Origin of the sequence: Pseudomonas anguilliseptica (assembly GCF_900105355.1) — a bacterium.
Classification (GTDB): domain Bacteria; phylum Pseudomonadota; class Gammaproteobacteria; order Pseudomonadales; family Pseudomonadaceae; genus Aquipseudomonas; species Aquipseudomonas anguilliseptica.
On the sequence record NZ_FNSC01000001.1, the window covers coordinates 4,727,740 to 4,752,285 of the forward strand.

General features: G+C 59.4%; 21 protein-coding genes, 5 pseudogenes and 1 other annotated feature. Of the genes and pseudogenes, 7 read left to right on the top strand and 19 right to left on the bottom strand.

All coding sequences use genetic code 11. The features are described from left to right. The first annotated feature begins 161 nt into the window (after positions 1–161). A complete protein-coding gene (locus BLW24_RS23050; RefSeq protein ID WP_090387232.1) occupies positions 162–1,988 on the top strand; it encodes a long-chain-acyl-CoA synthetase in 1,827 nt (608 codons plus the stop codon). Between the two features lie 34 nt (positions 1,989–2,022). Here BLW24_RS23050 and BLW24_RS23055 read toward each other — a convergent pair whose 3' ends face one another. From BLW24_RS23055 to BLW24_RS23085, 7 genes and pseudogenes are all read right to left on the bottom strand, one after another. Continuing rightward, positions 2,023–2,511, bottom strand: coding sequence for a hypothetical protein (locus BLW24_RS23055; protein ID WP_244161246.1), 489 nt, complete (start codon positions 2,509–2,511; stop codon positions 2,023–2,025). A 151-nt stretch (positions 2,512–2,662) separates the two neighbouring features. After that, entirely contained in the window at positions 2,663–3,439 is a 777-nt protein-coding gene (locus BLW24_RS23060; protein WP_090387234.1) for a hypothetical protein, read from the bottom strand. Continuing rightward, on the bottom strand, positions 3,436–4,017 hold the full coding sequence (locus BLW24_RS23065) for an RNA polymerase sigma factor (protein ID WP_090387236.1): 582 nt from the start codon (positions 4,015–4,017) through the stop codon (positions 3,436–3,438). The genes BLW24_RS23060 and BLW24_RS23065 overlap by 4 nt, the downstream gene beginning before the upstream one ends. Beyond that, positions 4,014–5,762 carry a vWA domain-containing protein gene (locus tag BLW24_RS23070; protein ID WP_090387238.1) on the bottom strand — a complete coding sequence of 583 codons (1,749 nt, stop codon included), beginning with the start codon at positions 5,760–5,762 and terminating at the stop codon, positions 4,014–4,016. The genes BLW24_RS23065 and BLW24_RS23070 overlap by 4 nt, the downstream gene beginning before the upstream one ends. Before the next feature lie 134 nt (positions 5,763–5,896). Continuing rightward, positions 5,897–6,778, bottom strand: a complete 882-nt coding sequence (locus tag BLW24_RS23075; RefSeq protein ID WP_090387239.1) for a calcium-binding protein — start codon at positions 6,776–6,778, stop codon at positions 5,897–5,899. A 48-nt stretch (positions 6,779–6,826) separates the two neighbouring features. Then, a pseudogene (locus BLW24_RS27325) lies at positions 6,827–6,913 on the bottom strand (hypothetical protein); the annotation flags it as partial. Between the two features lie 34 nt (positions 6,914–6,947). Continuing rightward, positions 6,948–8,822: a calcium-binding protein gene (locus BLW24_RS23085; RefSeq protein WP_420875047.1), complete on the bottom strand. Its 1,875-nt coding sequence runs from the start codon at positions 8,820–8,822 to the stop codon at positions 6,948–6,950. Between the two features lie 38 nt (positions 8,823–8,860). Between BLW24_RS23085 and BLW24_RS23090 the strand changes: the two genes are divergently transcribed. Next, the gene (locus tag BLW24_RS23090; RefSeq protein WP_090387243.1) at positions 8,861–9,841 is read left to right on the top strand and encodes an IS5 family transposase; all 981 of its coding nucleotides are present in this window, start codon (positions 8,861–8,863) and stop codon (positions 9,839–9,841) included. Positions 9,842–10,056: 215 nt separating this feature from the next. Continuing rightward, positions 10,057–11,037 (top strand): IS5 family transposase, encoded by a 981-nt coding sequence (locus BLW24_RS23095; protein WP_090384923.1) that lies wholly within the window; start codon positions 10,057–10,059, stop codon positions 11,035–11,037. A gap of 699 nt (positions 11,038–11,736) precedes the next feature. Here BLW24_RS23095 and BLW24_RS23100 read toward each other — a convergent pair. Together BLW24_RS23100 and tnpC (BLW24_RS23105) are read right to left on the bottom strand one after the other, a co-directional pair. After that, positions 11,737–12,555: a calcium-binding protein gene (locus tag BLW24_RS23100; protein ID WP_139272737.1), complete on the bottom strand. Its 819-nt coding sequence runs from the start codon at positions 12,553–12,555 to the stop codon at positions 11,737–11,739. Next, positions 12,525–13,046, bottom strand: a pseudogene (gene tnpC / locus BLW24_RS23105) (IS66 family transposase); the annotation flags it as partial. The gene BLW24_RS23100 and the pseudogene tnpC (BLW24_RS23105), both read right to left, overlap by 31 nt. Positions 13,047–13,093: 47 nt before the next feature. On the opposite strand from tnpC (BLW24_RS23105), the gene tnpB (BLW24_RS23110) reads away from it, so the two are divergent. Together tnpB (BLW24_RS23110) and tnpC (BLW24_RS23115) are read left to right on the top strand one after the other, a co-directional pair. Beyond that, positions 13,094–13,489, top strand: coding sequence for an IS66 family insertion sequence element accessory protein TnpB (gene tnpB, locus BLW24_RS23110; protein WP_244161054.1), 396 nt, complete (start codon positions 13,094–13,096; stop codon positions 13,487–13,489). Positions 13,490–13,507: 18 nt separating this feature from the next. Further along, positions 13,508–15,064, top strand: coding sequence for an IS66 family transposase (tnpC, locus tag BLW24_RS23115; RefSeq protein ID WP_090375474.1), 1,557 nt, complete (start codon positions 13,508–13,510; stop codon positions 15,062–15,064). Positions 15,065–15,109: 45 nt separating this feature from the next. Here tnpC (BLW24_RS23115) and tnpC (BLW24_RS23120) read toward each other — a convergent pair. Both tnpC (BLW24_RS23120) and tnpB (BLW24_RS23125) read right to left on the bottom strand, forming a co-directional pair. Beyond that, positions 15,110–16,153, bottom strand: a pseudogene (tnpC, locus tag BLW24_RS23120) (IS66 family transposase); the annotation flags it as partial. 18 nt (positions 16,154–16,171) lie between these two features. Beyond that, on the bottom strand, positions 16,172–16,567 hold the full coding sequence (gene tnpB, locus BLW24_RS23125; protein ID WP_244161055.1) for an IS66 family insertion sequence element accessory protein TnpB: 396 nt from the start codon (positions 16,565–16,567) through the stop codon (positions 16,172–16,174). Between the two features lie 206 nt (positions 16,568–16,773). Here tnpB (BLW24_RS23125) and BLW24_RS23130 point away from each other — a divergent pair, with 206 nt between their 5' ends. Then, a complete protein-coding gene (locus BLW24_RS23130) occupies positions 16,774–17,097 on the top strand; it encodes a hypothetical protein (RefSeq protein WP_090387247.1) in 324 nt (107 codons plus the stop codon). Positions 17,098–17,128: 31 nt separating this feature from the next. On the opposite strand, the pseudogene BLW24_RS23135 reads toward BLW24_RS23130, so the two are convergent. The 4 genes and pseudogenes from BLW24_RS23135 to BLW24_RS23145 all read right to left on the bottom strand — a co-directional run bounded on the left by BLW24_RS23135 (position 17,129) and on the right by BLW24_RS23145 (position 20,184). Continuing rightward, a pseudogene (locus BLW24_RS23135) lies at positions 17,129–18,344 on the bottom strand (IS3 family transposase). Then, positions 17,950–18,066: a sequence feature (AL1L pseudoknot), on the bottom strand. (Overlaps the previous pseudogene by 117 nt.) Positions 18,345–18,392: 48 nt before the next feature. Further along, positions 18,393–18,470: pseudogene (locus tag BLW24_RS26720) on the bottom strand (hypothetical protein); the annotation flags it as partial. Positions 18,471–18,497: 27 nt separating this feature from the next. Then, positions 18,498–19,466, bottom strand: a complete 969-nt coding sequence (locus BLW24_RS23140) for a GTP 3',8-cyclase MoaA (RefSeq protein WP_090387249.1) — start codon at positions 19,464–19,466, stop codon at positions 18,498–18,500. A gap of 79 nt (positions 19,467–19,545) precedes the next feature. Beyond that, positions 19,546–20,184: a TetR/AcrR family transcriptional regulator gene (locus tag BLW24_RS23145; RefSeq protein WP_090247979.1), complete on the bottom strand. Its 639-nt coding sequence runs from the start codon at positions 20,182–20,184 to the stop codon at positions 19,546–19,548. Between the two features lie 76 nt (positions 20,185–20,260). On the opposite strand from BLW24_RS23145, the gene BLW24_RS23150 reads away from it, so the two are divergent. Beyond that, positions 20,261–21,394, top strand: coding sequence for an aminotransferase class V-fold PLP-dependent enzyme (locus BLW24_RS23150; protein WP_090387251.1), 1,134 nt, complete (start codon positions 20,261–20,263; stop codon positions 21,392–21,394). 298 nt (positions 21,395–21,692) lie between these two features. Here BLW24_RS23150 and BLW24_RS23155 read toward each other — a convergent pair whose 3' ends face one another. Genes BLW24_RS23155 through tmk form a run of 4 tightly spaced genes read right to left on the bottom strand, consistent with a single transcriptional unit; the run spans position 21,693 to position 24,540 of the window. Next, positions 21,693–22,475, bottom strand: coding sequence for a TatD family hydrolase (locus BLW24_RS23155; RefSeq protein ID WP_090387253.1), 783 nt, complete (start codon positions 22,473–22,475; stop codon positions 21,693–21,695). A gap of 60 nt (positions 22,476–22,535) precedes the next feature. Next, positions 22,536–22,892, bottom strand: coding sequence for a PilZ domain-containing protein (locus BLW24_RS23160; protein WP_090238100.1), 357 nt, complete (start codon positions 22,890–22,892; stop codon positions 22,536–22,538). A 36-nt stretch (positions 22,893–22,928) separates the two neighbouring features. Beyond that, a complete protein-coding gene (locus tag BLW24_RS23165) occupies positions 22,929–23,915 on the bottom strand; it encodes a DNA polymerase III subunit delta' (RefSeq protein WP_090387255.1) in 987 nt (328 codons plus the stop codon). Beyond that, the gene (tmk, locus tag BLW24_RS23170; protein WP_090387257.1) at positions 23,908–24,540 is read right to left on the bottom strand and encodes a dTMP kinase; all 633 of its coding nucleotides are present in this window, start codon (positions 24,538–24,540) and stop codon (positions 23,908–23,910) included. The genes BLW24_RS23165 and tmk overlap by 8 nt, the downstream gene beginning before the upstream one ends. Between the last annotated feature and the right edge of the window lie 6 nt (positions 24,541–24,546).

The window sequence follows — 24,546 nt, forward strand, 5'->3', positions numbered from 1 at the left end:
GTATCGAACTAATGCCACAGCGCCGAGCGCGCTGGCAATACGTGGGCTGTCCGCTATTTGCCGACCTGCCCTACCCGGCTTGCGCCAGAGCCATGGCAGGGGTACATGCCGGCGACTAGAGTTGGCCTTCGCCCCGTATAACAACCCTAAACGCGAGCGCCATGAGCCAGACCGATCTGATTTCCCCCCTGCGTTTCCTTGCCCGCCTGCCCCAGCACCTGCCGCGCGTACCGCGCATGTTGCGCGGCCTGTATTACGCCGGTATTCGCAATCGCGAGAAGAACCTGTCGCTGGCCTGGGCGCTAGAACGTGCGGCGCAGCAGCACCCGGAGCGCCCGGCGCTGCTGGATGAATCGCGCAGCCTTAGCTATGCCCAGTTCAACGCCTGGGCCAACCGCATGGCCTGGGCCTTCAAGGCCGAAGGCGTGCGCCATGGCAGCGTGGTGGCGGTGATGCTGGAAAACCGCCTGGAGCTGCTGGCGACTCTCGCCGCGCTAAGCAAGCTCGGCGCAGTTGGCGCGCTGGTCAACACCACCCAGCGCGGCAAGGTGCTGGCGCACAGTCTGAATCTGGTCAAACCGGGTTTTATGTTGATCGGCGAAGAGCTGCTCGCCGCCTTCAATGAGGTCGCCGAGCAACTCGATAACCCAAAGACGCCGCGTTACTGGGTGGCCGATCAGGATTGCCTGCAGGACGCCGGCCAGGCCCCCAACGGCTGGACCAATTTGATGCAGCTGGCACGCAGTCAGGCCAGTGATAACCCGCCTGATAGCGCCAAGGTGCAGATGAAGGATCCTTGTTTCCTGATCTACACCTCTGGCACCACCGGCCTGCCCAAAGCCTCGATCATGAGCCACGGCAAGTGGATCAAGGCCTACGGTGGTTTCGGCCATTCCGGCCTGACCCTGAACAATCAGGACGTGCTCTACCTGACTCTACCCTGCTACCACAACAACGCCGTGACCGTGTGCTGGAGCGCCGCGCTGGCTGGCGGTGCGGCCATCGCCCTACGCCGCAAGTTCTCCGCCAGCGCCTTCTGGCCGGATGTGCAGCGCTATCAGGCGACCTGCTTCGGCTATATCGGCGAGCTGTGCCGCTATCTGCTTAACCAGCCAGAGACTCCGGCAGAGAAGAACAACAGCCTGCGCTGCATGATTGGCAACGGCCTGCGGCCCTCGATCTGGGCCGAGTTCAAGGCGCGCTTCGGAGTCGAGCAGATCACTGAGTTCTATGCCTCCAGCGAAGGCAATATCGGCTTTACCAATGCGTTCAACTTCGACAATACCGTGGGCTTCTCCCCCGCCACCTACGCCATCGTGCGCTACGACCTGGAGAACGACTGCGCAATCCGCACCGCCAAAGGTTTTCTGCAGAAAGCCGACAAGGGCGAGCCGGGTTTGCTGATCAGCGAGATCAGCGCCAAGTGGCCGTTCGACGGCTACACCGACCCGGCCAAGAGCGAGGCAGCGATCCTGCGCAACGTGTTCAAGAAGGGTGATGCCTGGTTCAACACCGGCGACCTGATGCGCGACATCGGCTGCAAGCACGCGCAATTCGTCGACCGCCTGGGTGACACCTTCCGCTGGAAAGGTGAAAACGTCTCCACCACCGAAGTGGAAAACGTTCTGGGCGCCTTCCCCGGTGTCGAGGATGCGGTGGTGTATGGCGTGGAAATCCCCGGCACCAACGGCCGCTGTGGCATGGCTGCGCTGCGCCTGAGTGAAGGCCAGCAGCTGGACAGCGCTGCCATTGCCGCGCACCTGGATACCGAATTGCCGGTATACGCCTCACCGCTGTTTATCCGCCTGCTGGGCGAGGTGGAAACCACCGGCACCTTCAAATACAAGAAGGCCGACCTCAAGCAGGCCGCCTACGATCCGACGCGGGTGCAAGAACCGCTATGGGTGCGTCTGCCGGGCGAGCAGCGCTTTACCCCGCTGGACCCCAACCTGTTCGCCGCCATTGGCGAGCAAGCCTATCGCTTCTGATTGCCGCCAGCAGGCAGGCTTTCAGCCCTGCCTGCTACTGCTTGAATTCGAACTCCAGTTGCGCGCCTTCCACCGATTGCCAGTAGTCGTCATCGCGCTCGTTGGTGATCAGTTTGCCATTAAGTTGAAAGGGCCCCTCGGTCTTATCCTTGTCGCCAAACATAGGCGGCAATAACGGGATCGACAGGTCGCTGAGCGGTGCCACCGGCTGCAGGGGATCAAACACATTGGTATGCAGGCTCAGATCCAGCGCTGCTTTCGGCTCAGCCGGCTCGGGCTTGCTCGCAATCACAGCGGGTTTTGGCTTGGCTGGAACCGGTTTGGCTTCGGCAGCCTTGGGCTGCGCAAGCTTGCTCACAACGGGCGCATGCTCGACCTTGGCCGCTTTGCTGGTAACCACGGCTTGCGTAGGTTGCAACTTGGCGGTTTCAACCTTGGACGGTGCAGGAGGGTTGGTGCTTTGCTCGCAGGCCGCCAGTGACAACAGTGTCAGCAGCAATACGAGGCTTCGAATAGGCAACATGGGCAGTTACAAAGGCAGTGACACAAGTCGCTATGCTGGCCCCTGCCCTGTGCACTGGCAAGCGCGTAATCGGTACGGCAGGTAACAGCGTACTAAGAATCAGCCGACGGCCACCCGTATCGATGGCCACCAGCGACTGACCTACCTCGCCTTATTCAGCCGATTGCAGCTGCTGCAATTGCGCGTCGATATCCAGCTCCGGGTGCTCGCGCATCAGCTGTAACAGCAAGACATCGGCCTCGTCCGTCCAGCCATCACGGCGCAATTTGAGTAAGCGTTGCAACTCGCTGCGCAGTTGCTGCTCGGCCTGGCTGCCTGCAGCTTCTACCGCTTTATCGGGGGCTGAAACAGCGGGCGCACGGGCTGCTTGTGGCAGTTGTTCATGCAACGCATCGGCCGCGGGTTCTTCACGTAGCAGCTGATTGGACGCTCCGGCCGAAAGCTTTTTCTCGGGCTTGGCGGCATCGGCGCTGTAGCCCTGGATCACTGGCGCAGGCTGCGCCGCACGTGAGCGCTCTGCCTCATCAGCCATCACCGCGGATTCTGCCAGTGGCGCGGGCATCGGTGCGGATTGCGGTGCCATCCTTGCCGCAGCCGGCGCCATGGGCGCGCCACTGGGCACAACATCGAAAGCATCTGGAGCCTGCTCGAAGGTGCGCCAGGTCAGGCTCACCCCAATCCCCAGGCAAGCGACCCCACCCAACGCCACCGACCAGCGTTGCCGACCGCCTGCGCCGAACAGCCAGCTGTACAGACGCGCGACCAAACTGGGCTGAGCCTTATCTGTGGCCACATCGCGCACGGCTGCACTGGCCGCAGCGAGAATCTGCGCGTCCAGCTGCGCACTGGGCTCACCGCCGCTGTGCTGGCGAAAATGCGCAAGCATCTGCTGTTCCAGCTCATCGGGCCTATGTTGGTCGTGGTTCATACGGACAACTCCTCGGCGGCCGGGTCAGCCAGCAGCCGACGTAACTTTTGCAGGGCATAGCGCAATCGGCTTTTCACTGTTTCAGCAGGGATCTGGGTCAGCTCGGCGATCTCGGCCAATTCCAGATCGCCGTGGGCGCGCAGCAGAAATACTTCGCGCTGCTCTGCCGGTAAATCCGCCAGGGCGGCCTCTAAACGCTGCTGATCGCGGCTCAGGCTGAGCTGTTGCTCAGGCCCCGGCTGCGGGTCGTGCGGGGCATGCTGCTGTTCATCGTACTCAGCATGCCCCGCCTGGTGCCGACCATGCTTGCGCCAGTGATCGATCAAGCGGTTGCGGGCGATCTGGTACAGCCAGGTCTTGAACAGCACGCTATCGCGCTGTTCACTCTGGCTGCGGATCAGGCTCATCCAGGTGTCTTGAAACACCTCCTCGGCCAGGGCGTGGTCGCCACACAGGCCGAGCAGAAAGCGGAACAAGCCGAGGCGATGACGCTGATACAACTCGGCGAAAGCCGCCGCATCACCGCGGCGGTAACGCCGCAACAAGGCGGCGTCGTCATCCGTGAGGGGTCGATTCACTGCTGTACTCGTGCGGTCGTTGAAGGATTCGACGCAGTTTGCAGGCTCTGCGCCAGTTCCACCAGCTGAACAAACTCGCCGCGCAAACCGAAACGGTCGTCGCCCTTGGCATTGCGCGCCAACTCGGCGCTGTCGGCCAGGCTGAAACGCCCAGTATAGGTATCATCCTTGAGCTGCTGGGCGAATGCGGCCACCGCTGCGGCAAAACGCAGGTCTTCACTGACCTGGCTGATAGCGCGCGTATCGGCGGCCTGAATCGGTTGTTCCAGCAGCTTGCTGACGTCCTGCCCGGGCGCCTTGTAGCGAATGCGCAACCAGGCCAGCTCGCCCGCCGGACTGCCGACCTTGGCCGCTTGCTGATAGCGCAGCGGCTCCAGCCAGCCCTTGCCGCCCACAGGCACCACCTCATACAGCGCGGTTACCGTGTGGCCGGCACCGATTTCACCGGCATCGACCTTGTCGTTGCTGAAATCCTCACGTTTCAGGACACGATTCTCATAGCCCAACAGCCGATATTCGCTGACCTCGGCCGGGTTGAACTCGACCTGGATCTTCACATCGCTAGCCACAGTCGCCAGGGTCGAGCTGAGCTGATCCACCAGCACCTTGCGCGCCTCGCGCAGGTTGTCGATATAGGCGTAGTTACCGTCGCCGGCATCGGCCAGCTGCTCCATCAGGCGCTCGTTGTAGTTGTCAGTGCCAAAGCCCAAGGTGGTCAGGGAGACGCCGGTCTTGCGCTTGTCGGCGGCCAGTTGCTTAAGCGTCTCGAAGTCGCTGATGCCGACATTGAAATCGCCATCGGTGGCCAACAGGATGCGATTGATGCCGCCATCGATAAAGCCCTGCTGCGCCTGCTGATAGGCCAACTTAATGCCCGACTCGCCGGCAGTGGAGCCGCCCGCCGTCAACTGATCAATAGCCGCACGAATCTTGGCCTTGTCACTGCCGGCAGTCGGTTCCAGCACCACGCTGGATGAGCCTGCGTAGACCACCAGCGACACCTTGTCCTGAGCGCGCAGCTGCTCGACCAGCAGCTTCAGCGTGCCCTGCACCATCGGCAGGCCATCGCGGCGATCCATCGAGCCGGAGACATCCACCAGAAACACCAGATTGGCCGACGGCAGCTCGTCTACCCGCAGATCCGAAGCCTTGATGGCGATACGCAGCAGGCGGCTCTCGGGGTTCCACGGCGTGGCTGCCAGCTCGGTGTGCACGCCGAACGGCACATTGCCCTTCGGTAGCGGATAGGCATAGGGGAAGTAGTTGACCAGTTCCTCCAGACGCACCGCATCCTGCGGCGGCAACTGCCCGCCATTGAGGAAGCGCCGCACATTGGCGTAGCTGCCAGTATCCACATCAATGCTAAAGGTCGACACCAGAGTCTCGGCCACGGCATGCACCGGGTTGTCAGCCAGTTTCTGATACTGCTCGCGGTTCTCATCACGGTAACCCGGCGGCAAGAAATCGGCTTGCACAGACATCGGCATCGGCGCATACGCCACGCTGGGCATCACCGCCCTGCCCGCCACCTGGCTTTTGCGTTGTAGTTCCGCTGGAGCAGCGGCCAGCTGTTCATGCAATTCGGCACGTTCACGCTTATGGGCCTGATCACTTAGCTGCGGGCTACCAGCCTCGGTGGCCAGCGCTTCGGGATTGGCGGCGCTGCACGCACCAAGGCTGATCAATACGCCTGCGGCAAAACCGGCAAGTAGAGGGCGGGTAAGCAATACGGGGTAAGCAGACATGAGGGCATCTCCTGAGCGATCGAACAAACCATTCGCTCAGGTAGACGCAGCGACATACAGAAACGGGTTAACAGCCTAGAAAAGCAAAGGCCCATCATCGGATGGGCCTTTGCTTGAACACTATCGCTTATGATCTATTGCCAATTGGCTGCAATCACTACATCAAGTTGCGCTCGCTGATCAGCGCTGAGGTTGGACTCACCGCCAGGTGGCACACCGAACGAAGCCATGGCGTCGACCAAACTCTGCACCTGCCCGTCCAACAAAGCTCTACCATCGGCAGTCTTGAACTGATCCAGATGATAGTTGCTGCCCGAATACCAGTTGCTCACAGTTGCTTTATCGTCAGTGCCGATGACGCTGACTTCCAAACTTGAGCCGACCTTGCGGAACCACAACTGCTCCAGTGATATCCCATCGCCAAATAACAAGGTATCGACGCTATCCGGCGAGCTGTCATTATTGGTAATACGATCCTGATTTGAGCCGATACCGAACAGATAAGTATCGGAACCCTCACCGCCCTCAAGGCTGTCGTTACCGGAAGCACCGTCCAATACATCATTGCCATCACCGCCGTAGAGTCGGTCATTACCATCGCCACCAAATAGGTGGTTATCCACACTATTGCCGCGAATGGTGTTATCCAGCTCGTTACCATGCCCCATGATCGCCGTACTGCCGGTCAGGGTCAGATTCTCGACATTCTCGCCCAAACCAAAATCGACACTCGACTTGACGGTATCGATACCGCCATCAACCTCTTCGATAACCTGGTCACCCCAAGAATCGACCATATAGAGATCGTTACCGGCGCCACCAGTCATGGTGTCATCACCAGTACCACCATCCAGAGTGTCGTTACCTTCGCCGGCATGCAGCCAATCGTTGCCAGCACCACCCTGCAGACGGTTATTTCCTTCGAAGTCCATCAGGTGGTCATTGCCATCACCGCCGAAAAGGCGATCGTCACCGGCCATGCCCATTAGATGATCATCGCCGTCTCCACCTTCCAAGGTGTCATTTCCTGCACCACCGTCCAGGAAATCATTGCCGGCGCCACCATGTAGGTAATCATTACCCTCGCCACCGAGAAGCTCGTCGTCACCTTCCTCGCCGTAGAGGCGATCATTACCCTCCCCGCCATCCAGACGATCATTGCCGCCACCTCCATGAAGAGAGTCGTTACCCCCCGCTTAAGGAGTCATCACCAGTGACGCCGTCTAGCCTGTCACCACCTGCGCCACCATCTAGGAGGTCATTGCCATCCCCCCCGTAGAGTCGGTCATTACCATCGCCACCAAATAGGTGGTTATCCGCACTGTTGCCGCGAATAGTATTATCCAACTCGTTACCATGCCCCATGATCGCCGTGCTGCCAGTCAGGGTCAGATTCTCGACATTCGCGCCCAAACCAAAATCGACACTCGACTTGACGGTATCGATACCGCCATCAACCTCTTCGATAACCTGGTCACCCCAAGAATCGACCATATAGAGATCGTTACCGGCGCCACCAGTCATGGTGTCATCACCAGTACCACCATCCAGAGTGTCGTTACCTTCGCCGGCATGCAGCCAATCGTTGCCAGCACCACCCTGCAGACGGTTATTTCCTTCGAAGTCCATCAGGTGGTCATTACCATCTCCGCCGAAAAGGCGATCGTCACCGGCCATGCCCATCAGATGATCATCGCCGTCTCCACCTTCCAAGGTGTCATTTCCTGCACCACCGTCCAGGAAATCATTTCCGGCGCCACCATGTAGGTAATCATTACCCTCGCCACCGAGAAGCTCGTCGTCGCCTTCCTCGCCGTAGAGGCGATCATTACCCTCCCCGCCATCCAGACGATCATTGCCGGCACCTCCATGAAGGGAATCGTTACCCGCCCCTCCCTCCAAAGAGTCATCACCAGTGCCGCTGCTAAGACGATCATCGCCATCATCGCCTAGCAGGCGGTCATTTCCCGCTCCACCGTCCAGAGTATCGTCACCGGTGTGCCCCATTAAATGGTCATTACCCTCTGCACCATACAGCCGGTCATTTCCATCGCCACCAAATAGGTGATTGTCCGCACTATTGCCGCGAATAGTGTTATCCAGCTCGTTACCATGCCCCATGATCGCCGTGCTGCCAGTCAGGGTCAGATTCTCGACATTCGCGCCCAAACCAAAATCGACACTCGACTTAACGGTATCGATACCGCCATCAACCTCTTCGATAACCTGGTCACCCCAAGAATCGACCATATAGAGATCGTTACCGGCGCCACCAGTCATGGTGTCATCACCAGTACCACCATCCAGAGTGTCGTTACCTTCGCCGGCATGCAGCCAATCGTTGCCAGCACCACCCTGCAGACGGTTATTTCCTTCGAAGTCCATCAGGTGGTCATTGCCATCACCGCCGAAAAGGCGATCGTCACCGGCCATGCCCATTAGATGATCATCGCCGTCTCCACCTTCCAAAGTGTCATTTCCTGCACCACCGTCCAGGAAATCATTTCCGGCGCCACCATGTAGGTAATCATTACCCTCGCCACCGAGAAGCTCGTCGTCACCCTCCTCGCCGTAGAGGCGATCATTACCCTCCCCGCCATCCAGACGATCACTGCCGGCACCGCCATGAAGAGAGTCGTTACCCACCCCCCCGTTTAAGGAGTCATCACCAGTGCCGCCGTCTAGCCTGTCGTCACCAGCGCCACCATCTAGGAGGTCATTGCCATCCCCCCCGTAGAGTCGGTCATTACCATCGCCACCAAATAGGTGGTTATCCGCACTATTGCCGCGAATAGTGTTATCCAGCTCGTTACCATGCCCCATGATCGCCGTACTGCCAGTCAGGGTCAGATTCTCGACATTCGCGCCCAGACCAAAATCGGCACTCGACTTAACGGTATCGATACCGCCATCAACCTCTTCGATAACCTGGTCACCCCAAGAATCGACCATATAGAGATCGTTACCAGCGCCACCAGTCATGGTGTCATCACCAGCACCACCATCCAGAGTGTCGTTACCTTCGCCACCTAGGGAAACCCTGAAGAAGACTTCCTGAATTTGGCAAAATACCTGAACTCCACCCGCCGAGTTTTCCGATGAAGCAGATGACCTTCGCCGACGCCGAGTACGCCGGCAAGCGCAAGCAAACCCGCAAAGAGCTGTTCCTGATCGAGATGGATCAGGTTGTGCCGTGGAAGGGTTTGATTGCCTTGATCGAACCGCATTACCCCAAGGGTGAAGGCGGACGTCCAGCCTATCCGCTGATGGCGATGTTACGGGTTCATTTGATGCAGAACTGGTTCGGCTACAGCGACCCGGCGATGGAGGAGGCTCTGTACGAGACCACCATCCTGCGCCAGTTTGCGGGTCTGAGCCTGGAGCGCATTCCCGACGAAACCACCATCCTCAACTTCCGCCGATTGCTGGAGAAACACGAACTGGCTGCGGGCATCTTGGCCGTCATCAATGGCTATTTGGGTGACCGCGGTTTGTCATTGCGCCAAGGCACCATCGTCGATGCCACGCTGATCAATGCGCCGAGTTCGACCAAGAACAAGGACGGTAAGCGTGACCCGGAAATGCACCAGACCAAGAAGGGAAACCAGTATTACTTCGGCATGAAGGCGCACATCAGCGTCGATGACGAGTCGGGTTTAGTGCATAGCGTGGTCGGCACGGCAGCCAATGTTGCAGACGTTACTCAGGTCGACAAGCTGCTACACGGCAAAGAAAACATGGTGGGTGCCGACGCGGGTTACACCGGCGTAGAGAAGCGGCCAGAACATGAAGGCCGTGAAGTGATCTGGCAGATCGCAGCCCGCCGCAGTACGTACAACACGTTGAGTAAGCGCAGCGCGCTGTACAAAGCCAAGCGCAAGATCGAGAAGGCCAAGGCGCAAGTTCGCGCCAAGGTCGAGCACCCGTTCCGGGTGATCAAGCGTCAGTTCGGTTATGTGAAGACGCGTTTCCGTGGCCTGGCCAAAAACACCGCACAACTGGTAACGCTGTTCGCCCTGTCGAACCTGTGGATGGCCCGTCGACATTTGCTGACGAATGCAGGAGAGGTGAGCCTGTAATGTGGGAAATGACCGCTGCGAGGTGCTCGCGGCGGCCAGAAACACCGAAATGAGCGGATGACTTGATCGTTTTTGATCAGTTTTCCGCTTTCAAAATCAGCGGAGGCTGAAGTTGACCGGAAATACAGGGCTACTTCAGACCATCCCTAGGGAAACTCTGAATAAGACTTCCTGATTTTGGCAAAATGCCCGGACGCCACCCGCCGAGTTTTCCGATGAAGCAAATGACCTTCGCCGATGCCGAGTACGCCGGCAAACGCAAGCAGACCCGCAAAGAGTTGTTCCTGATCGAGATGGATCGGGTGGTGCCGTGGAAGGGTTTGATCGCACTGATCGAACCGTATTACCCCAAGGGTGAAGGCGGTCGGCCGGCCTATCCGCTGATGGCGATGCTACGTGTGCACCTGATGCAGAACTGGTTCGGCTACAGCGACCCGGCGATGGAAGAAGCGCTGTACGAGACCACTATCCTGCGGCAGTTCGCCGGGCTGAGTCTGGAACGTATCCCCGACGAAACCACCATCCTCAACTTCCGTCGTCTGCTGGAGAAACATGAGTTGGCTGCCGGCATCCTGGCCGTCATCAATGGCTATCTTGGCGACCGTGGCCTGTCGTTGCGCCAAGGCACCATCGTCGATGCCACGCTGATCAATGCGCCGAGTTCGACCAAGAACAAGGACGGCAAACGCGACCCAGAGATGCACCAGGCCAAGAAGGGCAACCAATACTACTTCGGCATGAAGGCGCACATTGGCGTGGATGACGAGTCGGGGCTGGTACACAGCGTGGTAGGCACGGCGGCCAACGTGGCGGATGTCACTCAGGTCGACAAGTTGCTGCACGGCGAGGAAAACGTGGTGTGCGCCGATGCGGGTTATACCGGCGTCGAAAAGCGCCCCGAACATGATGGGCGCGAGGTGATCTGGCAGGTTGCTGCCCGCCGCAGCACCTATAAGAAGCTGGGTAAGAGCAGCCCGCTGTACAAAGCCAAACGCAAGATCGAGAAGGCCAAGGCCCAGGTGCGCGCCAAGGTTGAGCACCCGTTCCGGGTGATCAAGCGTCAGTTCAGTTATGTAAAGACACGCTTCCGTGGCTTGGCCAAGAACACGGCGCAACTGATGACGCTGTTCGCGCTGTCGAACCTGTGGATGGCACGCCGACATTTACTGACCAATGCAGGAGAGGTGCGCCTGTAATGCGGGAAATGGCTGCCGCGAGCTACTCGCGGCGGCTAAAAACACAGAAATGAATGGGTAATCTGATCGTTTTTGATCGATTTGCCGCTTTCAAAATCGGCGGGGGCTGAAGTCAGCCAGAAATACATGGCTACTTCAGACCATCCCTAGCAAAATGTCGCCACCCACAGTCCCATTGAGTTTCATTCAAGCTCCTTATATATTTTTTAGTTTTTAATTTACTAAATCGCCAACGCCAAGAACATAGATATAGAAAGTCAAGCCTATACCATTAACTCAATGGCATACCAGCAACTAGCTGTAACAGAGTACAGCTGTGCCCAGCTGACAAACTACTTTCATATCACCACACCAAAAACTCAGCCTTGCCCTGCAAAACTTTCGCAAGAAAATTTTAAATACGAGTTAAAACAATCTTCACACTAGCCCCGCAATCAAGTTACTTGACAGCACTTAGAAAGATGATTAAAGCACTACAAACACGAAAACATACGCATTAATACAGCGTTACTTACAGGTGCCCTGCTATTGGACTGGTGAGCTAAGCGGCCACGATGGCCTTTCCAGCCTCTTGGCTTTAGAAGTGCACGGACTCCGTGGAGGGCTTACCTGAGTTATCACTTACCCATAGGGGATGACTTGCAGTTAAAGAGAAGGCTCGCCTTTCAACGAGCCCTTTCTTTCAATCAACGCATAGAGCTATTGCCAGTTGGCTGCAATCACCACATCCAGCTGCGCCCGCTGATCGGCAGTGAGGTTGGACTCACCACCAGCAGGCACACCGAACGAGGCCATCGCATCGACCAAGGTTTGGACACGGGCTGCAGTAAGCGCAAGACCACCAGAGCTCTGCAACGACTCTATTCGCGAAGCGCCATTGGAATACCAGTTACTCACAGTAACGCGATCACTGGTGCCCTCAACTAAGACATCGAGATTATTGCCATTGCGCTGAAACCAGAGCTGATCGGGGGACAGACCCAAGAGCAGTTGATCATTGCCCCCGCTATCGGTGATGGTGTCCACACCATCACCCAGGTTGAACACATAGGTATCGGCGTAATAACTACCGACGAGCGTGTCGTCGCCAGTACCACCTGAGAGTAGGTTGTCTTTTGAGGAGAGATGTACCTTCAGCGTGTCGTTGCCGGCACCGCCATACAGCTTATTGCTGCCCGTGCCGCCATCGAGGATGTCGTTACCCGCCCAGCCGACAATGGTCTCTGCACCATCGCTACCGACCTGCTTAACGCCGGCCAACATCATTTGCTCCCAAGTCCACACCGTGCCATCGGCGAACTCAACTTTCTCAAGCACGTTGTTAACTAGGTAGTTGGACGTCGAACTCGTTGCGGAGAAGATGCCCTTCAACACCACCTTGTCCATGCCGTTACTGTGCGAGAACACGAAGTCGACACCCACCCGCTGGGTCTGAATGTCCGTAAGCGCCCCATAGACCCCACCTCCCTCTGGAGAGGTTTTGCGTTTTACAGTGGCGTCGTTGGTTGGCAGTTCCAAGGCAGCAGCGCTTCGTAGGCTTCAACGCTGTTGGCCAGCGGCAGGCGTTCGAGGACATGGCGCAGCCAGGCGTAGGGCTCCTGGCCATTGGTCTTGGCGGTTTCCACCAGGCTGTAGAGTTGGGCGCTGGCGGTCGCGCCTTTCGGCGTGTCGCTGAACAGCCAGTTCTTGCGACCTATGACGAAGGGCCGGATCGCGCGCTCGGCAGCGTTGTTATCGATCGGCAGGTGGCCAGCCTCGATGTAGCGTTCGAGTCGGCTCCAGTTGCTCGCCAGGTAGTTCACTGCTTTGCCCAGGGCATTCTGCGCCGTGACCTGCGGCTGGGTTTTCTCCAGCCAGGTCTTGAGCTGATCGAGGAGCGGTAGGCTGTGCTGCTGGCGGCCCCGGTAGCGCTGTTCATCGCTGGCATCCTTAAGTTCGCGCTCGATGCCGTAGAGCTTGTTGATCATCCCCAACGCGATGTCGGCACGCCCGGTTTTGCCCTTCGGTTGGTAAGCGCTCCATAAACCTCATCTACAAATGATCCGCAGGCCAGCCAATGCTGAGCTCCAATTTCTTTCTGGAGCCAGCCGTCATGATGCGCCCCGACGCCAAAGTCGAAAAAGTCTATCTATACCCCAAGCCGGTGGATTTCCGAAAATCCATCGATGGCCTGGCCGCCCTGGTCGAGCTGGATATCAAGGTGGCGGTGTTCGACCCGGTGCTGTTCGTCTTCCTCAACCGCGCGCGCAGCCGGGTGAAGATTTTGTATTGGGAGCGCAACGGCTTTTGCCTGTGGCTCAAGCGATTGGAGGCTGAACGCTTCAAGTCGCATCCGGAACCTGGCGAAGATGCGATCGTGCTGACGGCCCAGGAGTTGAACTGGTTGTTGGACGGTATCGACCTGTGGCGCAACCGGCCGCACCAGGTTTTGACCCCTAGGTTCGTCACCTGAGCCGGTATAATCCACGGCATGATTTCTGTGCCCGAAACCCTTCCTGATGACCCCGCCGCGCTCAAGCAATTGCTCGCTGAGGTGTTGTCGTCGGCGCAGGAATTGGCCAAGGACAAGGATGGGCAGATCGAGCGCCTGCGCGAACAAAACGCGCTGTTGATCCAGCGCCTGTTCGGCCGTAAATCCGAGCAGAGCAGCGACCCGGATTCACCGCAGCTAGAGATGTTCAACGAAGCGGAAAGCCTGGCCGAAGCGGCGGCTGAAGCTCCGGCCGCTGAGGTCGAGGAAGAAGTCGTTGCGCCGACCAAGCGCCGCGGCAAGCGCAAGCCGTTACCGGCCGAACTACCGCGTGTCGAGGTCATCCACGAACTGCCCGAACACGAACTGACCTGCGAATGCGGTTGCCGCAAGCAGGCCATCGGCGAAGAAACCAGCGAGCAGCTGGAAATCATCCCGATGCAGGTTCAGGTGATCCGCCACATTCGCAAGACCTATGCCTGCAAGGCCTGCGAAAGCGCGCCGGTCACCGCTGACAAACCGGCCCAACTGATCGAGAAAAGCCTGGCCAGCCCGAGCGTGCTGGCGATGCTGCTGACCAGCAAATACGCCGACGGCATCCCACTGTATCGCTTCGAAAAGATGCTCAGTCGCCATGGCATCGACATCCCCCGGCAGACCCTGGCGCGCTGGGTGATCCAGTGCGGCGAACTGCTACAACCGTTGCTCAACCTGATGCGCGACAGGCTGCTGGACAGTCCGGTGATCCACTGCGATGAAACCCGCGTGCAGGTGCTCAAGGAGCCTGGGCGCGATCCGAGCAGCCACTCCTGGATGTGGGTGCAGACCGGTGGCCCGCCTGGCAAACCGGTGATCCTCTTCGACTACACAACCAGCCGCGCGCAGGAGGTGCCGCTGCGCCTGCTCGACGGTTATCGCGGCTACCTGATGACCGACGATTACGCCGGCTACAACGCCGTGGCCGCACAACAAGGTGTTGAGCGCCTGGCCTGCTGGGCGCATGCGCGGCGCAAGTTCGTCGAAGCGCAAAAGGTGCAACCGAAGGGCAAAACCGGGCGTGCCGACATCGCGTTGGGGATGATCAACAAGCTCTACGGCATCGAGCGCGAACTTAAGGATGCCAGCGATGAACAGCGCTACCGGGGCCGCCAGCAGCACAGCCTACCGCTCCTCGATCAGCTCAAGACCTGGCTGGAGAAAACCCAGCCGCAGGTCACGGCGCAGAATGCCCTGGGCAAAGCAGTGAACTACCTGGCGAGCAACTGGAGCCGACTCGAACGCTACATCGAGGCTGGCCACCTGCCGATCGATAACAACGCTGCCGAGCGCGCGATCCGGCCCTTCGTCATAGGTCGCAAGAACTGGCTGTTCAGCGACACGCCGAAAGGCGCGACCGCCAGCGCCCAACTCTACAGCCTGGTGGAAACCGCCAAGACCAATGGCCAGGAGCCCTACGCCTGGCTGCGCCATGTCCTCGAACGCCTGCCGCTGGCCAACAGCGTTGAAGCCTACGAAGCGCTGCTGCCTTGGAACTGCCAACCAACGACGCCACTGTAAAACGCAAAACCTCTCCAGAGGGAGGTGGGGTCTATGGAGCGCTTACTTCGGTTGCACCTTTTGCGCTTCGACGAACTTGCGCCGCGCATGCGCCCAGCAGGCCAGGCGCTCAACACCTTGTTGTGCGGCCACGGCGTTGTAGCCGGCGTAATCGTCGGTCATCAGGTAGCCGCGATAACCGTCGAGCAGGCGCAGCGGCACCTCCTGCGCGCGGCTGGTTGTGTAGTCGAAGAGGATCACCGGTTTGCCAGGCGGGCCACCGGTCTGCACCCACATCCAGGAGTGGCTGCTCGGATCGCGCCCAGGCTCCTTGAGCACCTGCACGCGGGTTTCATCGCAGTGGATCACCGGACTGTCCAGCAGCCTGTCGCGCATCAGGTTGAGCAACGGTTGTAGCAGTTCGCCGCACTGGATCACCCAGCGCGCCAGGGTCTGCCGGGGGATGTCGATGCCATGGCGACTGAGCATCTTTTCGAAGCGATACAGTGGGATGCCGTCGGCGTATTTGCTGGTCAGCAGCATCGCCAGCACGCTCGGGCTGGCCAGGCTTTTCTCGATCAGTTGGGCCGGTTTGTCAGCGGTGACCGGCGCGCTTTCGCAGGCCTTGCAGGCATAGGTCTTGCGAATGTGGCGGATCACCTGAACCTGCATCGGGATGATTTCCAGCTGCTCGCTGGTTTCTTCGCCGATGGCCTGCTTGCGGCAACCGCATTCGCAGGTCAGTTCGTGTTCGGGCAGTTCGTGGATGACCTCGACACGCGGTAGTTCGGCCGGTAACGGCTTGCGCTTGCCGCGGCGCTTGGTCGGCGCAACGACTTCTTCCTCGACCTCAGCGGCCGGAGCTTCAGCCGCCGCTTCGGCCAGGCTTTCCGCTTCGTTGAACATCTCTAGCTGCGGTGAATCCGGGTCGCTGCTCTGCTCGGATTTACGGCCGAACAGGCGCTGGATCAACAGCGCGTTTTGTTCGCGCAGGCGCTCGATCTGCCCATCCTTGTCCTTGGCCAATTCCTGCGCCGACGACAACACCTCAGCGAGCAATTGCTTGAGCGCGGCGGGGTCATCAGGAAGGGTTTCGGGCACAGAAATCATGCCGTGGATTATACCGGCTCAGGTGACGAACCTAGGGGTCAAAACCTGGTGCGGCCGGTTGCGCCACAGGTCGATACCGTCCAACAACCAGTTCAACTCCTGGGCCGTCAGCACGATCGCATCTTCGCCAGGTTCCGGATGCGACTTGAAGCGTTCAGCCTCCAATCGCTTGAGCCACAGGCAAAAGCCGTTGCGCTCCCAATACAAAATCTTCACCCGGCTGCGCGCGCGGTTGAGGAAGACGAACAGCACCGGGTCGAACACCGCCACCTTGATATCCAGCTCGACCAGGGCGGCCAGGCCATCGATGGATTTTCGGAAATCCAACGGCTTGGGGTATAGATAGACTTTTTCGACTTTGGCGTCGGGGCGCATCATGACGGCTGGCTCCAGAAAGAAATTGGAGCTCAGCATTGGCTGGCCTGCGGATCATTTGTAGATGAGGTTTATGGAGCGCTTACTGTAAAAAGCCCTCTTCAGAGGGCTTTTTCATGCTTGTTCTATTTCTTTATATGAAATTAAGCAGTGCTAATCATGGTTATTCTTGCTGAATCAGCATTTTGAGAACCTATCTCCGTCGGCTGAACAGCCCCTCACATCGCCTTACGGAGAACTGCACCATGAACAAATTCCTGCTTGCCCTGGCCCTGATCGCCCCCCTGGCCAATGCCGCCGAGATCGTCGGCACCACAGAAGACAACCGTGCCGGAGAAGTCTTTGGCAGCGGTGTAGGCGTCCTGCTCGGCGGTGCTGCAGGCGGCCCGGTCGGTGCGCTGATCGGTGCCGGTATCGGCTACATGAGTGGCGAAAAGGTTCAGCAGGGCCTTGGCCAAAGCGGCACGGCCTATCTGGTTGAGGATGAGCAGGGCCAAATCCGCGAAGTACGTCGCAACCAGCTGCCTAAAGCACTTCGCACTGAGGTTTCCCAGTTGGGCTCGCAGTGAATCGCACCGGCTTTTGTGGAGGCCATTTCGTTTAAGTCAGGCCGCCATGGCCTGACTGGTAGAAGTTTGCCTCAGCCTCCGCAGGCGGGATATATCCGATTGAGCTCAGCAGGCGCTGGTGGTTGTACCAGTGCACCCATTTCAAGGTCGCCATCTCAACAGCTTCGCGGCTCTTCCACGACTGGCGGTAAATCAGCTCGGCCTTGTACAGCCCGTTGATGGTTTCGGCCAAGGCGTTGTCGTAGCTATCGCCCTTGCTACCAACCGAGGGCTCGATGCCGGCCTCGGCCAGTCTCTCGGTGTAGCGGATCGAGACGTACTGGCTGCCACGATCGCTGTGGTGGATCAGACCCCCGTGCGATGTGGCTGGCGGGCATACAGCGCCTGCTCCAGGGCATCCAGCACGAAGTCGGTCTTCATGCTAGTACTGACTCGCCAGCCGACGATCCGCCGCGCAAACACGTCAATCACGAAGGCCACGTACAGCCAGCCCTGCCAGGTCGAGACATAGGTGAAATCCGACACCCACAGTTGGTTGGGGCGGTCGGCGTAGAACTGCCGCTGGACACGATCCAGCGGGCAGAGCGACTTGTCACCGGCCACCGTCGTCCGCACAACCTGGCCGCGCCTTATGCCCTGCAATCCAGCCCGACGCATCAACCGCTCCACCGTGCATCTGGCAGCCTTGATGCCTTCTCGCCGGAGCTGCTTCCAGACCTTCACCGCGCCATAGCACTGCATGTTGGCGTCCCACACACGCTGGATTTCCGGGATCAATGTGTCGTCACGCTGTGCACGGCAGGAGCGCAGTGCCGGGTTACGAAGTCGGGCCGCGTGCCTGTGGTAACCGGACGGGGCGATCTGCAAGACGCGGCAGATCGACTCGACCCCGAGACGGTCACGATGCTGATCGACAAATGCCCTCAGGACTTGGTGCGGCGGTCGAGCTCCGCCTGGGCAAAATACGCACTGGCCAGGCGCAGGATCTCATTGGCTTTGCGCAGCTCGCGGTTCTCTCGCTCCAGGGCCTTGATACGCTCGCGCTCTTCGCTAGTCTGCCCGGGGCGCTGGCCGGCGTCGGTCTGCTGGCGGCGAATACAGCCATGCAGGGTTTGCGCTGCACAGCCAATCTTCGGGGCAATGGCCTCAATGGCCGCCCACTCGGACGGATAGTCGTTGAGGTGCTCCAGAACCATGCGCACGGCACGTTCACGGACTTCAGGGGAGTAGGTCGTGGTCTTTTTCATGGCCTCATCTTCTCAAGAGTTGAGGCCTCCACGAAACCCGGGGCGATTCACCGGCAGAATCAGCGAGTGGGCTTCGCTGGGCGGACGGAACACCGGCTCGATATAGCTGATGGGGAAATCTTGCATGGTCTTCACTCAAGGCAGACGGCGGCCTTAACCGCCAATAATCTTCATCACCGTCGCGCCACCGGAGAACGCCACATCCTGCTTGTCACCCAGCGCCTTCACCAGCAGCCCCTGCAACACAGGCAAGGCCTGGTGGCGCGGCTTGTCGAGCAGATCGCCGACATAATGGCGATTGCTCGATGACAGGCAGCCATGCAGCCAGCCGGTCGAAGACAGCCTCAGACGCGTGCAGGTGCGGCAGAACGGCACACTTTCATTGGCAATCACACCGAAATGGCCAACGCCAGGGATGGCGTAACGCAGCGCGGTCGCATCCAGCGGGGCGTGGGCCTGAATATAGTCGTAGCGACTGCCGATCAGCTCCAGCAGCTCGGGCATGCCGATAAACTGGCGCTGAAACCCGTTGCCGTCACGGGCCAAATGGCCCATGCGCATCAATTCGATAAACCGCAGCTCGAAATCATTCGCCAGGCAGTAGTCGAGCATTGGTAACACCTGATCGAGGTTCTGCCCGCGTAGCGGCACCATATTGACCTTGATCTGCATCCCCGCCGCCCGCGCCTGCTGCAGTCCATCGAGCACGGTCGCCAGATCGCCGCCACGGGCAATGCTGCGAAATGCCGCCGCGTCGAGGGTGTCCAGGGAAATGTTCAAGCGGCGAATGCCGCATTCCAGCAGCAGCGGTAGCTTGCGCGCCAGCAGCTGACCATTGCTGGTCAGGCTGATATCGGTCAAACCGAGCTGGCTGACGCCGCGCAAAAAGCTGTCCAGCTTGGGGCTGACCAGCGGCTCGCCACCGGTGATACGCAAGCGCTCAATGCCGGCGGCTTCAATCAGATAGGCCACACCACGCAACATGGCCTCGGCGGACAACTCATCCTGCGCAGCCACCAGACGTTTGCCGTCTGGCACACAGTAGGTGCAGGCATAGTTGCAAGCGGCGGTCAGGCTGACGCGCAGGTTACGAAAACGCCGGCCCTGACGGTCAACGATCATGCGCGTCTCCAGCAAAGGTAGGCGCCGAGTATAAGTGCGCCACCCGCGCAGCAGACTGCATATCCACGCGCTGAATACCTCAGCTAGCCGGGGTATCACCCTCACGCTTGCGCTTGTTGCCCATGCGCACGCCGATGTCCATAAGGAACTGGAAGAAGCCTTCCTGATCTTCCAGCACATTGCTCCAGAACGGCGAGTGGTACAGCGCCACGGCACCGTGCACCAGCGCCCAGGCGGCGCAGTAGTGGAAATACGGCGGCACGTCTTCCAGCTTGCCTTCGGCAATGCGGCCCTTGATCAGCTGGGTCAGGCGTTCGAAGTTGGAGGCGCGAATCTTGTGCAGCTGTTCGACCATCTCCGGCACTTGATTGCCCTTGACCACCTTCTCTTCCAGGCGGTCAAACAGGCGGTAGCGTTGCGGGTCGCGCATGCGGAACTCGAAGTAGGCGCGCGACAGCGCTTCCTTGTCGCGGTCGACATCCGCCGAGTGCAGCAGTTCGTTGAGATCGCGCTCGTAGTCGAGCATCAGGCGCAGGTAGATCTCCGCCTTGGATTTGAAGTGTTTGTAGATGGTGCCTTTGCCAATACCAACCGTGTCGGCAATCATCTCCACAGTCACGCTGTCTTCACCCTGATCGAGGAAGAGCTTCAGTGCTGTGTCGAGAATTTCCTGTTCGCGGCGGCGAAACTCACGGACCTTGCGGGGTTCTTTATGCATAAAAGGACTACGGGGTCAAAAAAACGAAGGCGCGTATTATGCCTAACTAACGGCAAATTGCACGGATCATCCGACCATGTACGCAGTTCATGACGAGTTTCCGCAACTTCCCGGCCTGCGCTATCTGAACCACGCAGCCGTTTCCCCCTGGCCGCAACGAGCCGTCGATGCGGTCAGCCGCTTTGCCATCGAGAACGCACAAACCGGCGCCCGTGACTACCCAGCCTGGTTGCAAGTCGAGCGGCGCCTGCGCGAGCGCCTGCAGCGTCTACTTAACGCGCCCTCGCATAGCGATATCGCCCTGGTGAAAAACACCTCCGAGGCGTTGTCCTTCGTCGCCTTCGGCCTGGATTGGCGGCCAGGCGATCAGGTGGTGATCAGCGATGAAGAGTTCCCGTCCAACCGGATTGTCTGGGAAGCACTCGCCCCCCAGGGCGTCGAGGTGGTGCAGGTCAATCTGCATCAGGGTGACGCCGAAGCCGCCCTGCTCGCCGCCTGCGGGCCGCGCACCCGGTTGATGGCGATCAGCGCCGTGCAATACGCCAGCGGTTTGCGCTTGGATCTGCCGCGCCTGGGCCAGGGCTGCGATGCCCGCGGCGTGCTGTTATGCATCGATGCCATCCAGCAACTCGCCGCCCTGCCCTTTGATGTGCAGGCCAGCCGATGTGCTTTTGCCATGGCCGACGGCCATAAATGGCTGCTCGGCCCGGAAGGACTCGGCGTGTTCTATTGCCGCAGCGACCTGCGCGCGCAGCTCAAGCTGCATGAATACGGCTGGCATATGCTCGAACATGCTAGCGACTACCAGCGCACCACTTGGGAGCCCGCCCGTAGCGCCCGGCGTTTTGAGTGCGGCAGCCCAAACATGCTCGGCGCCATGGCCCTGGAGGCCAGCCTGTCGCTGCTGGAAGAAGTGGGCATGACGGCCGTCGAAAGCGCCCTGCAGGAGCGCATGCAGTGGCTACTGGATGGACCGGGCAATATACCCGGCGCGCATCTGCACAGCGCCGTGGAGCGTCAGCAACGCGCCGGCATCCTGACTTTCAGCCTGGACGGCTGGGACAACACGGCCTTGTTCGGTCAACTGAAACAGCAGCAAGTGATCTGCGCACAGCGCGGTGCAGGCATCCGCCTGTCGCCGCATTTCTACACCGCACCCAGGGTGATTGAGGAGACATTGGCACTGCTGCAACAGCTGGCGACTGCTTGAGAACTCAGCAGCGCGATCCGTATTCCAAATCCGTTTAAGAATGCCGGCAAACGGCCTGGACGTTCGGCAAACTTCACCAATACTGATGAGTACTGGTGTGCGGCGTATCCCCCAAGCGCCCCGTCAGGCAAGGTACCGTGGACCGCGTACCTTGATTTACTCCTAATGGTCTTAACCCGGTCTCATCCCCCAGAGTCCGGGTTTTTTTTGCCCGCCACTCATGGCGAATCCCCTTCGGGCCGCCGCTACGCGATGTTAAAAATTGCTCAAGGCAATTTTTTCGCTGAATCTGAGGAGCTCAGCTCACCCGAGCCAGCGGGAATAGGCGCTTGAAATTAGCGGTGGTCTGCTCAGCCAATTGCTCAAAGCTCACACCCCGTAGCACTGCCAGATACTCGGCCACATCACGCACGTATTCCGGCAAGTTCGGCTTGCCGCGATGCGGGATGGGTGCCAGATAGGGCGAGTCGGTTTCCACCAGCAAGCGATCAGCAGGTACTTGGCGCGCCACTTCACGCAGCGCTTCGGCATTACGGAACGTGACGATACCGGACAGGGAAATATAGAAGCCGATATCCAACGCGGCCTTGGCCATTTCCCAATCTTCGGTAAAGCAGTGCAGCACGCCGGCTTTCGGCAGCGCCGCTTCACGCAGCAGCGCCAGGGTGTCGGCACGCGCCTCGCGGGTATGCACGATCACCGGTTTGCCGGTAATTCGCGCCGCATCGAGGTGCAGACGGAAAGATGCTTGCTGCAGCGCAGCGGACTCTGGCTCGTAGTGATAGTCCAGTCCGGTTTCGCCGATGGCCACCACCTGCGGGTGGTTCAGCTCACCCAGCAGCCAGTCCAGCGCTGGCGCCGTACCGGGCTCAAGATCCAGCGGATGCACACCGACCGAGCAATCGACATCGGCATAACGCTCAGCCAGGCCTTTGACTGCAGCGGCGTTGTCGGCGCTGACGCCAATACACAAAAAATGACCAACGCCGCGCGCCCGCGCAGCATCCAGCGCCGCATCGAGCGAACCGCCATGGGCGGCCAGATCAAGGCGATCAAGGTGACAGTGGGAATCAACCAGCATGGGAAGCAATCACTTGAGAGTCACTGCTCCCAAAGGAGCAGTACAAAGGGGAACGGCGAATTACATGGTGTGCGTCGGGCGATCCGAGGTCAGCGCACCAGCCAGGTAGGTTTCGATCTTGTTGCGCGCGGTGTTGTCGCCATCATTGAACTGCACACCCACACCGGCAGCGCGGTTGCCTTGCGCGCCCTTCGGCGTGATCCACACCACCTTGCCGGCGACCGGAATCTTTTCCGGTTCGTCCATCAGGTTGAGCAACATGAACACTTCATCGCCGAGCTTGTAGCTCTTGTTGGTGGGAATAAACAGGCCGCCATTCTTGATAAAGGGCATGTAAGCGGCATAGAGCACGGATTTGTCCTTGATTGTCAGCGACAAAATTCCGTTACGCGGGCCCAAGTTAGGAGGCAGACTCATGCGGCATTCCTGATTTTATTCACTTAATGGCCGATTCTAGCCCGGTCCGGGCAAGCTTGCCCACTGCACCAGCAAGGCTTCGAGAAGCAAGACACGGTTAAGGTTAGCCTTGCCGAGGACTTTCTGGCGCTGCACCAGCAACCAATCCTGCATGTTCAGCACTTTTGGTTGCGAGGCTTTATCCGCCAGGTACTGCACCACCTTGCGCATATCGGCTTGCCCGAGACCGTCTTCATCACGGGTCAGTTGATAACGCAGCATCAACTGTGACCACTGACAGAACCAGTCGAACAGCAATTGCAGGGATACCGCATTCCAGCTTTCGGCCAGCTGGCTGGGAGAAATCTGCTGCTTGAGCAGTTTCTTCACCCCCTCGACCACCTGCGCACGCTGCGCGACAACACCCTGCTCATGCATCTTTACCGCCGCCAGCGGCGAACCGGCGGCCAGGAACAGCAACTCGCGATGCTCTTCCGCGTTACAGCCTGGCAACGCCTGCTGCAACCACGCCAGACTCATTGCCTCGCTTGGCAGCGGGCAAGCCTGCTGCACGCAGCGGCTTTTCACCGTCGGCAACAGGCGACTGGGTTGATGGCTGATCAGCAACAGAACGGTATTACCGGACGGTTCTTCCAGGCTTTTCAGCAAGGCGTTGGCCGCATTGATATTCATCGATTCGGTCGGTTCGACCAGCACCACCTTGCGCCCGGCCAACTGCGCGGTCTGCACCACAAAGCTGACCAGCTCACGCACCTGATCAACCTTGATTGCCTTGTCGGCCTCTTCCGGCTCCAGAATGTAGTTATCCGGGTGGGTGCCAGCCGCCAGCAGATGGCAGGACTTGCACTGGCCACAGGCATCCAGGCCAGCGGGCTGCTGGCACAACAGCCGCCCCATCAGCCGCTCAGCCAACGCGCGCTTGCCGATACCGGCCGGCCCGTGCAGCAAATAGGCATGGGCATGCTGCGCGCGCCCAGCCAGTTGCTGCCAAAGTGAATCCTGCCAGGGATAAGCGTCAGCCACGCTGCAGCTCCAGCAGTTGCGGCAGCAGCTCATCCAGCGCGCGCTGTACCTGACTCAGAGATTGCGAGGCATCCAGAATGCGATAGCGTTGCGGTTGCTCGGCAGCGCGGCGCAGGTAAGTCTGGCGCACTGCATCGAAGAACTGCCGGCCTTCCTGCTCGAAGCGATCCAGCCGACCGCGCGCCGCAGCACGGGCCAGACCCACTTCAACCGGCAGATCGAACACCAGGGTCAGGTCCGGGCGAAGTGAGCCCTGAACAAATTCCTCCAACAAGGCGATACGCACCTCGGAGAGACCCCGACCACCGCCCTGATAGGCGTAGGTGGCATCGGTAAACCGGTCACAGAGCACCACAGCGCCACGCGCCAGCGCCGGACGGATCACCTGCGCCAGGTGCTGAGCACGCGCCGCAAACACCAGCAGCAGCTCGGTGTCGGCCGCCATCGACTCATCAGTGGGCGCCAGAAGCAGCTCACGCACCCGCTCAGCCAGTGGCGTACCACCTGGCTCACGGGTCAGCAGCACATCGATGCCATGCTCACGTAGGCGCTCAGCCAGATAGTCACGATTGGTGCTCTTGCCTGCGCCTTCTGGGCCTTCCAGGGTGATAAACAAACCGCTCACAGACTG

Excerpts from the sequence above, each read along its gene's own strand:
- BLW24_RS23050 (WP_090387232.1), top strand. The coding sequence starts at position 162 with ATGAGCCAGACCGATCTGATTTCCCCCCTGCGTTTCCTTGCCCGCCTG.
- BLW24_RS23055 (WP_244161246.1), bottom strand. The coding sequence starts at position 2,511 with ATGTTGCCTATTCGAAGCCTCGTATTGCTGCTGACACTGTTGTCACTG.
- BLW24_RS23060 (WP_090387234.1), bottom strand. The coding sequence starts at position 3,439 with ATGAACCACGACCAACATAGGCCCGATGAGCTGGAACAGCAGATGCTT.
- BLW24_RS23070 (WP_090387238.1), bottom strand. The coding sequence starts at position 5,762 with ATGTCTGCTTACCCCGTATTGCTTACCCGCCCTCTACTTGCCGGTTTT.
- BLW24_RS23090 (WP_090387243.1), top strand. The coding sequence starts at position 8,861 with ATGAAGCAGATGACCTTCGCCGACGCCGAGTACGCCGGCAAGCGCAAG.
- BLW24_RS23095 (WP_090384923.1), top strand. The coding sequence starts at position 10,057 with ATGAAGCAAATGACCTTCGCCGATGCCGAGTACGCCGGCAAACGCAAG.
- tnpB (WP_244161054.1), top strand. The coding sequence starts at position 13,094 with ATGCTGAGCTCCAATTTCTTTCTGGAGCCAGCCGTCATGATGCGCCCC.
- tnpC (WP_090375474.1), top strand. The coding sequence starts at position 13,508 with ATGATTTCTGTGCCCGAAACCCTTCCTGATGACCCCGCCGCGCTCAAG.
- tnpB (WP_244161055.1), bottom strand. The coding sequence starts at position 16,567 with ATGCTGAGCTCCAATTTCTTTCTGGAGCCAGCCGTCATGATGCGCCCC.
- BLW24_RS23130 (WP_090387247.1), top strand. The coding sequence starts at position 16,774 with ATGAACAAATTCCTGCTTGCCCTGGCCCTGATCGCCCCCCTGGCCAAT.
- BLW24_RS23140 (WP_090387249.1), bottom strand. The coding sequence starts at position 19,466 with ATGATCGTTGACCGTCAGGGCCGGCGTTTTCGTAACCTGCGCGTCAGC.
- BLW24_RS23145 (WP_090247979.1), bottom strand. The coding sequence starts at position 20,184 with ATGCATAAAGAACCCCGCAAGGTCCGTGAGTTTCGCCGCCGCGAACAG.
- BLW24_RS23150 (WP_090387251.1), top strand. The coding sequence starts at position 20,261 with ATGTACGCAGTTCATGACGAGTTTCCGCAACTTCCCGGCCTGCGCTAT.
- BLW24_RS23155 (WP_090387253.1), bottom strand. The coding sequence starts at position 22,475 with ATGCTGGTTGATTCCCACTGTCACCTTGATCGCCTTGATCTGGCCGCC.
- BLW24_RS23160 (WP_090238100.1), bottom strand. The coding sequence starts at position 22,892 with ATGAGTCTGCCTCCTAACTTGGGCCCGCGTAACGGAATTTTGTCGCTG.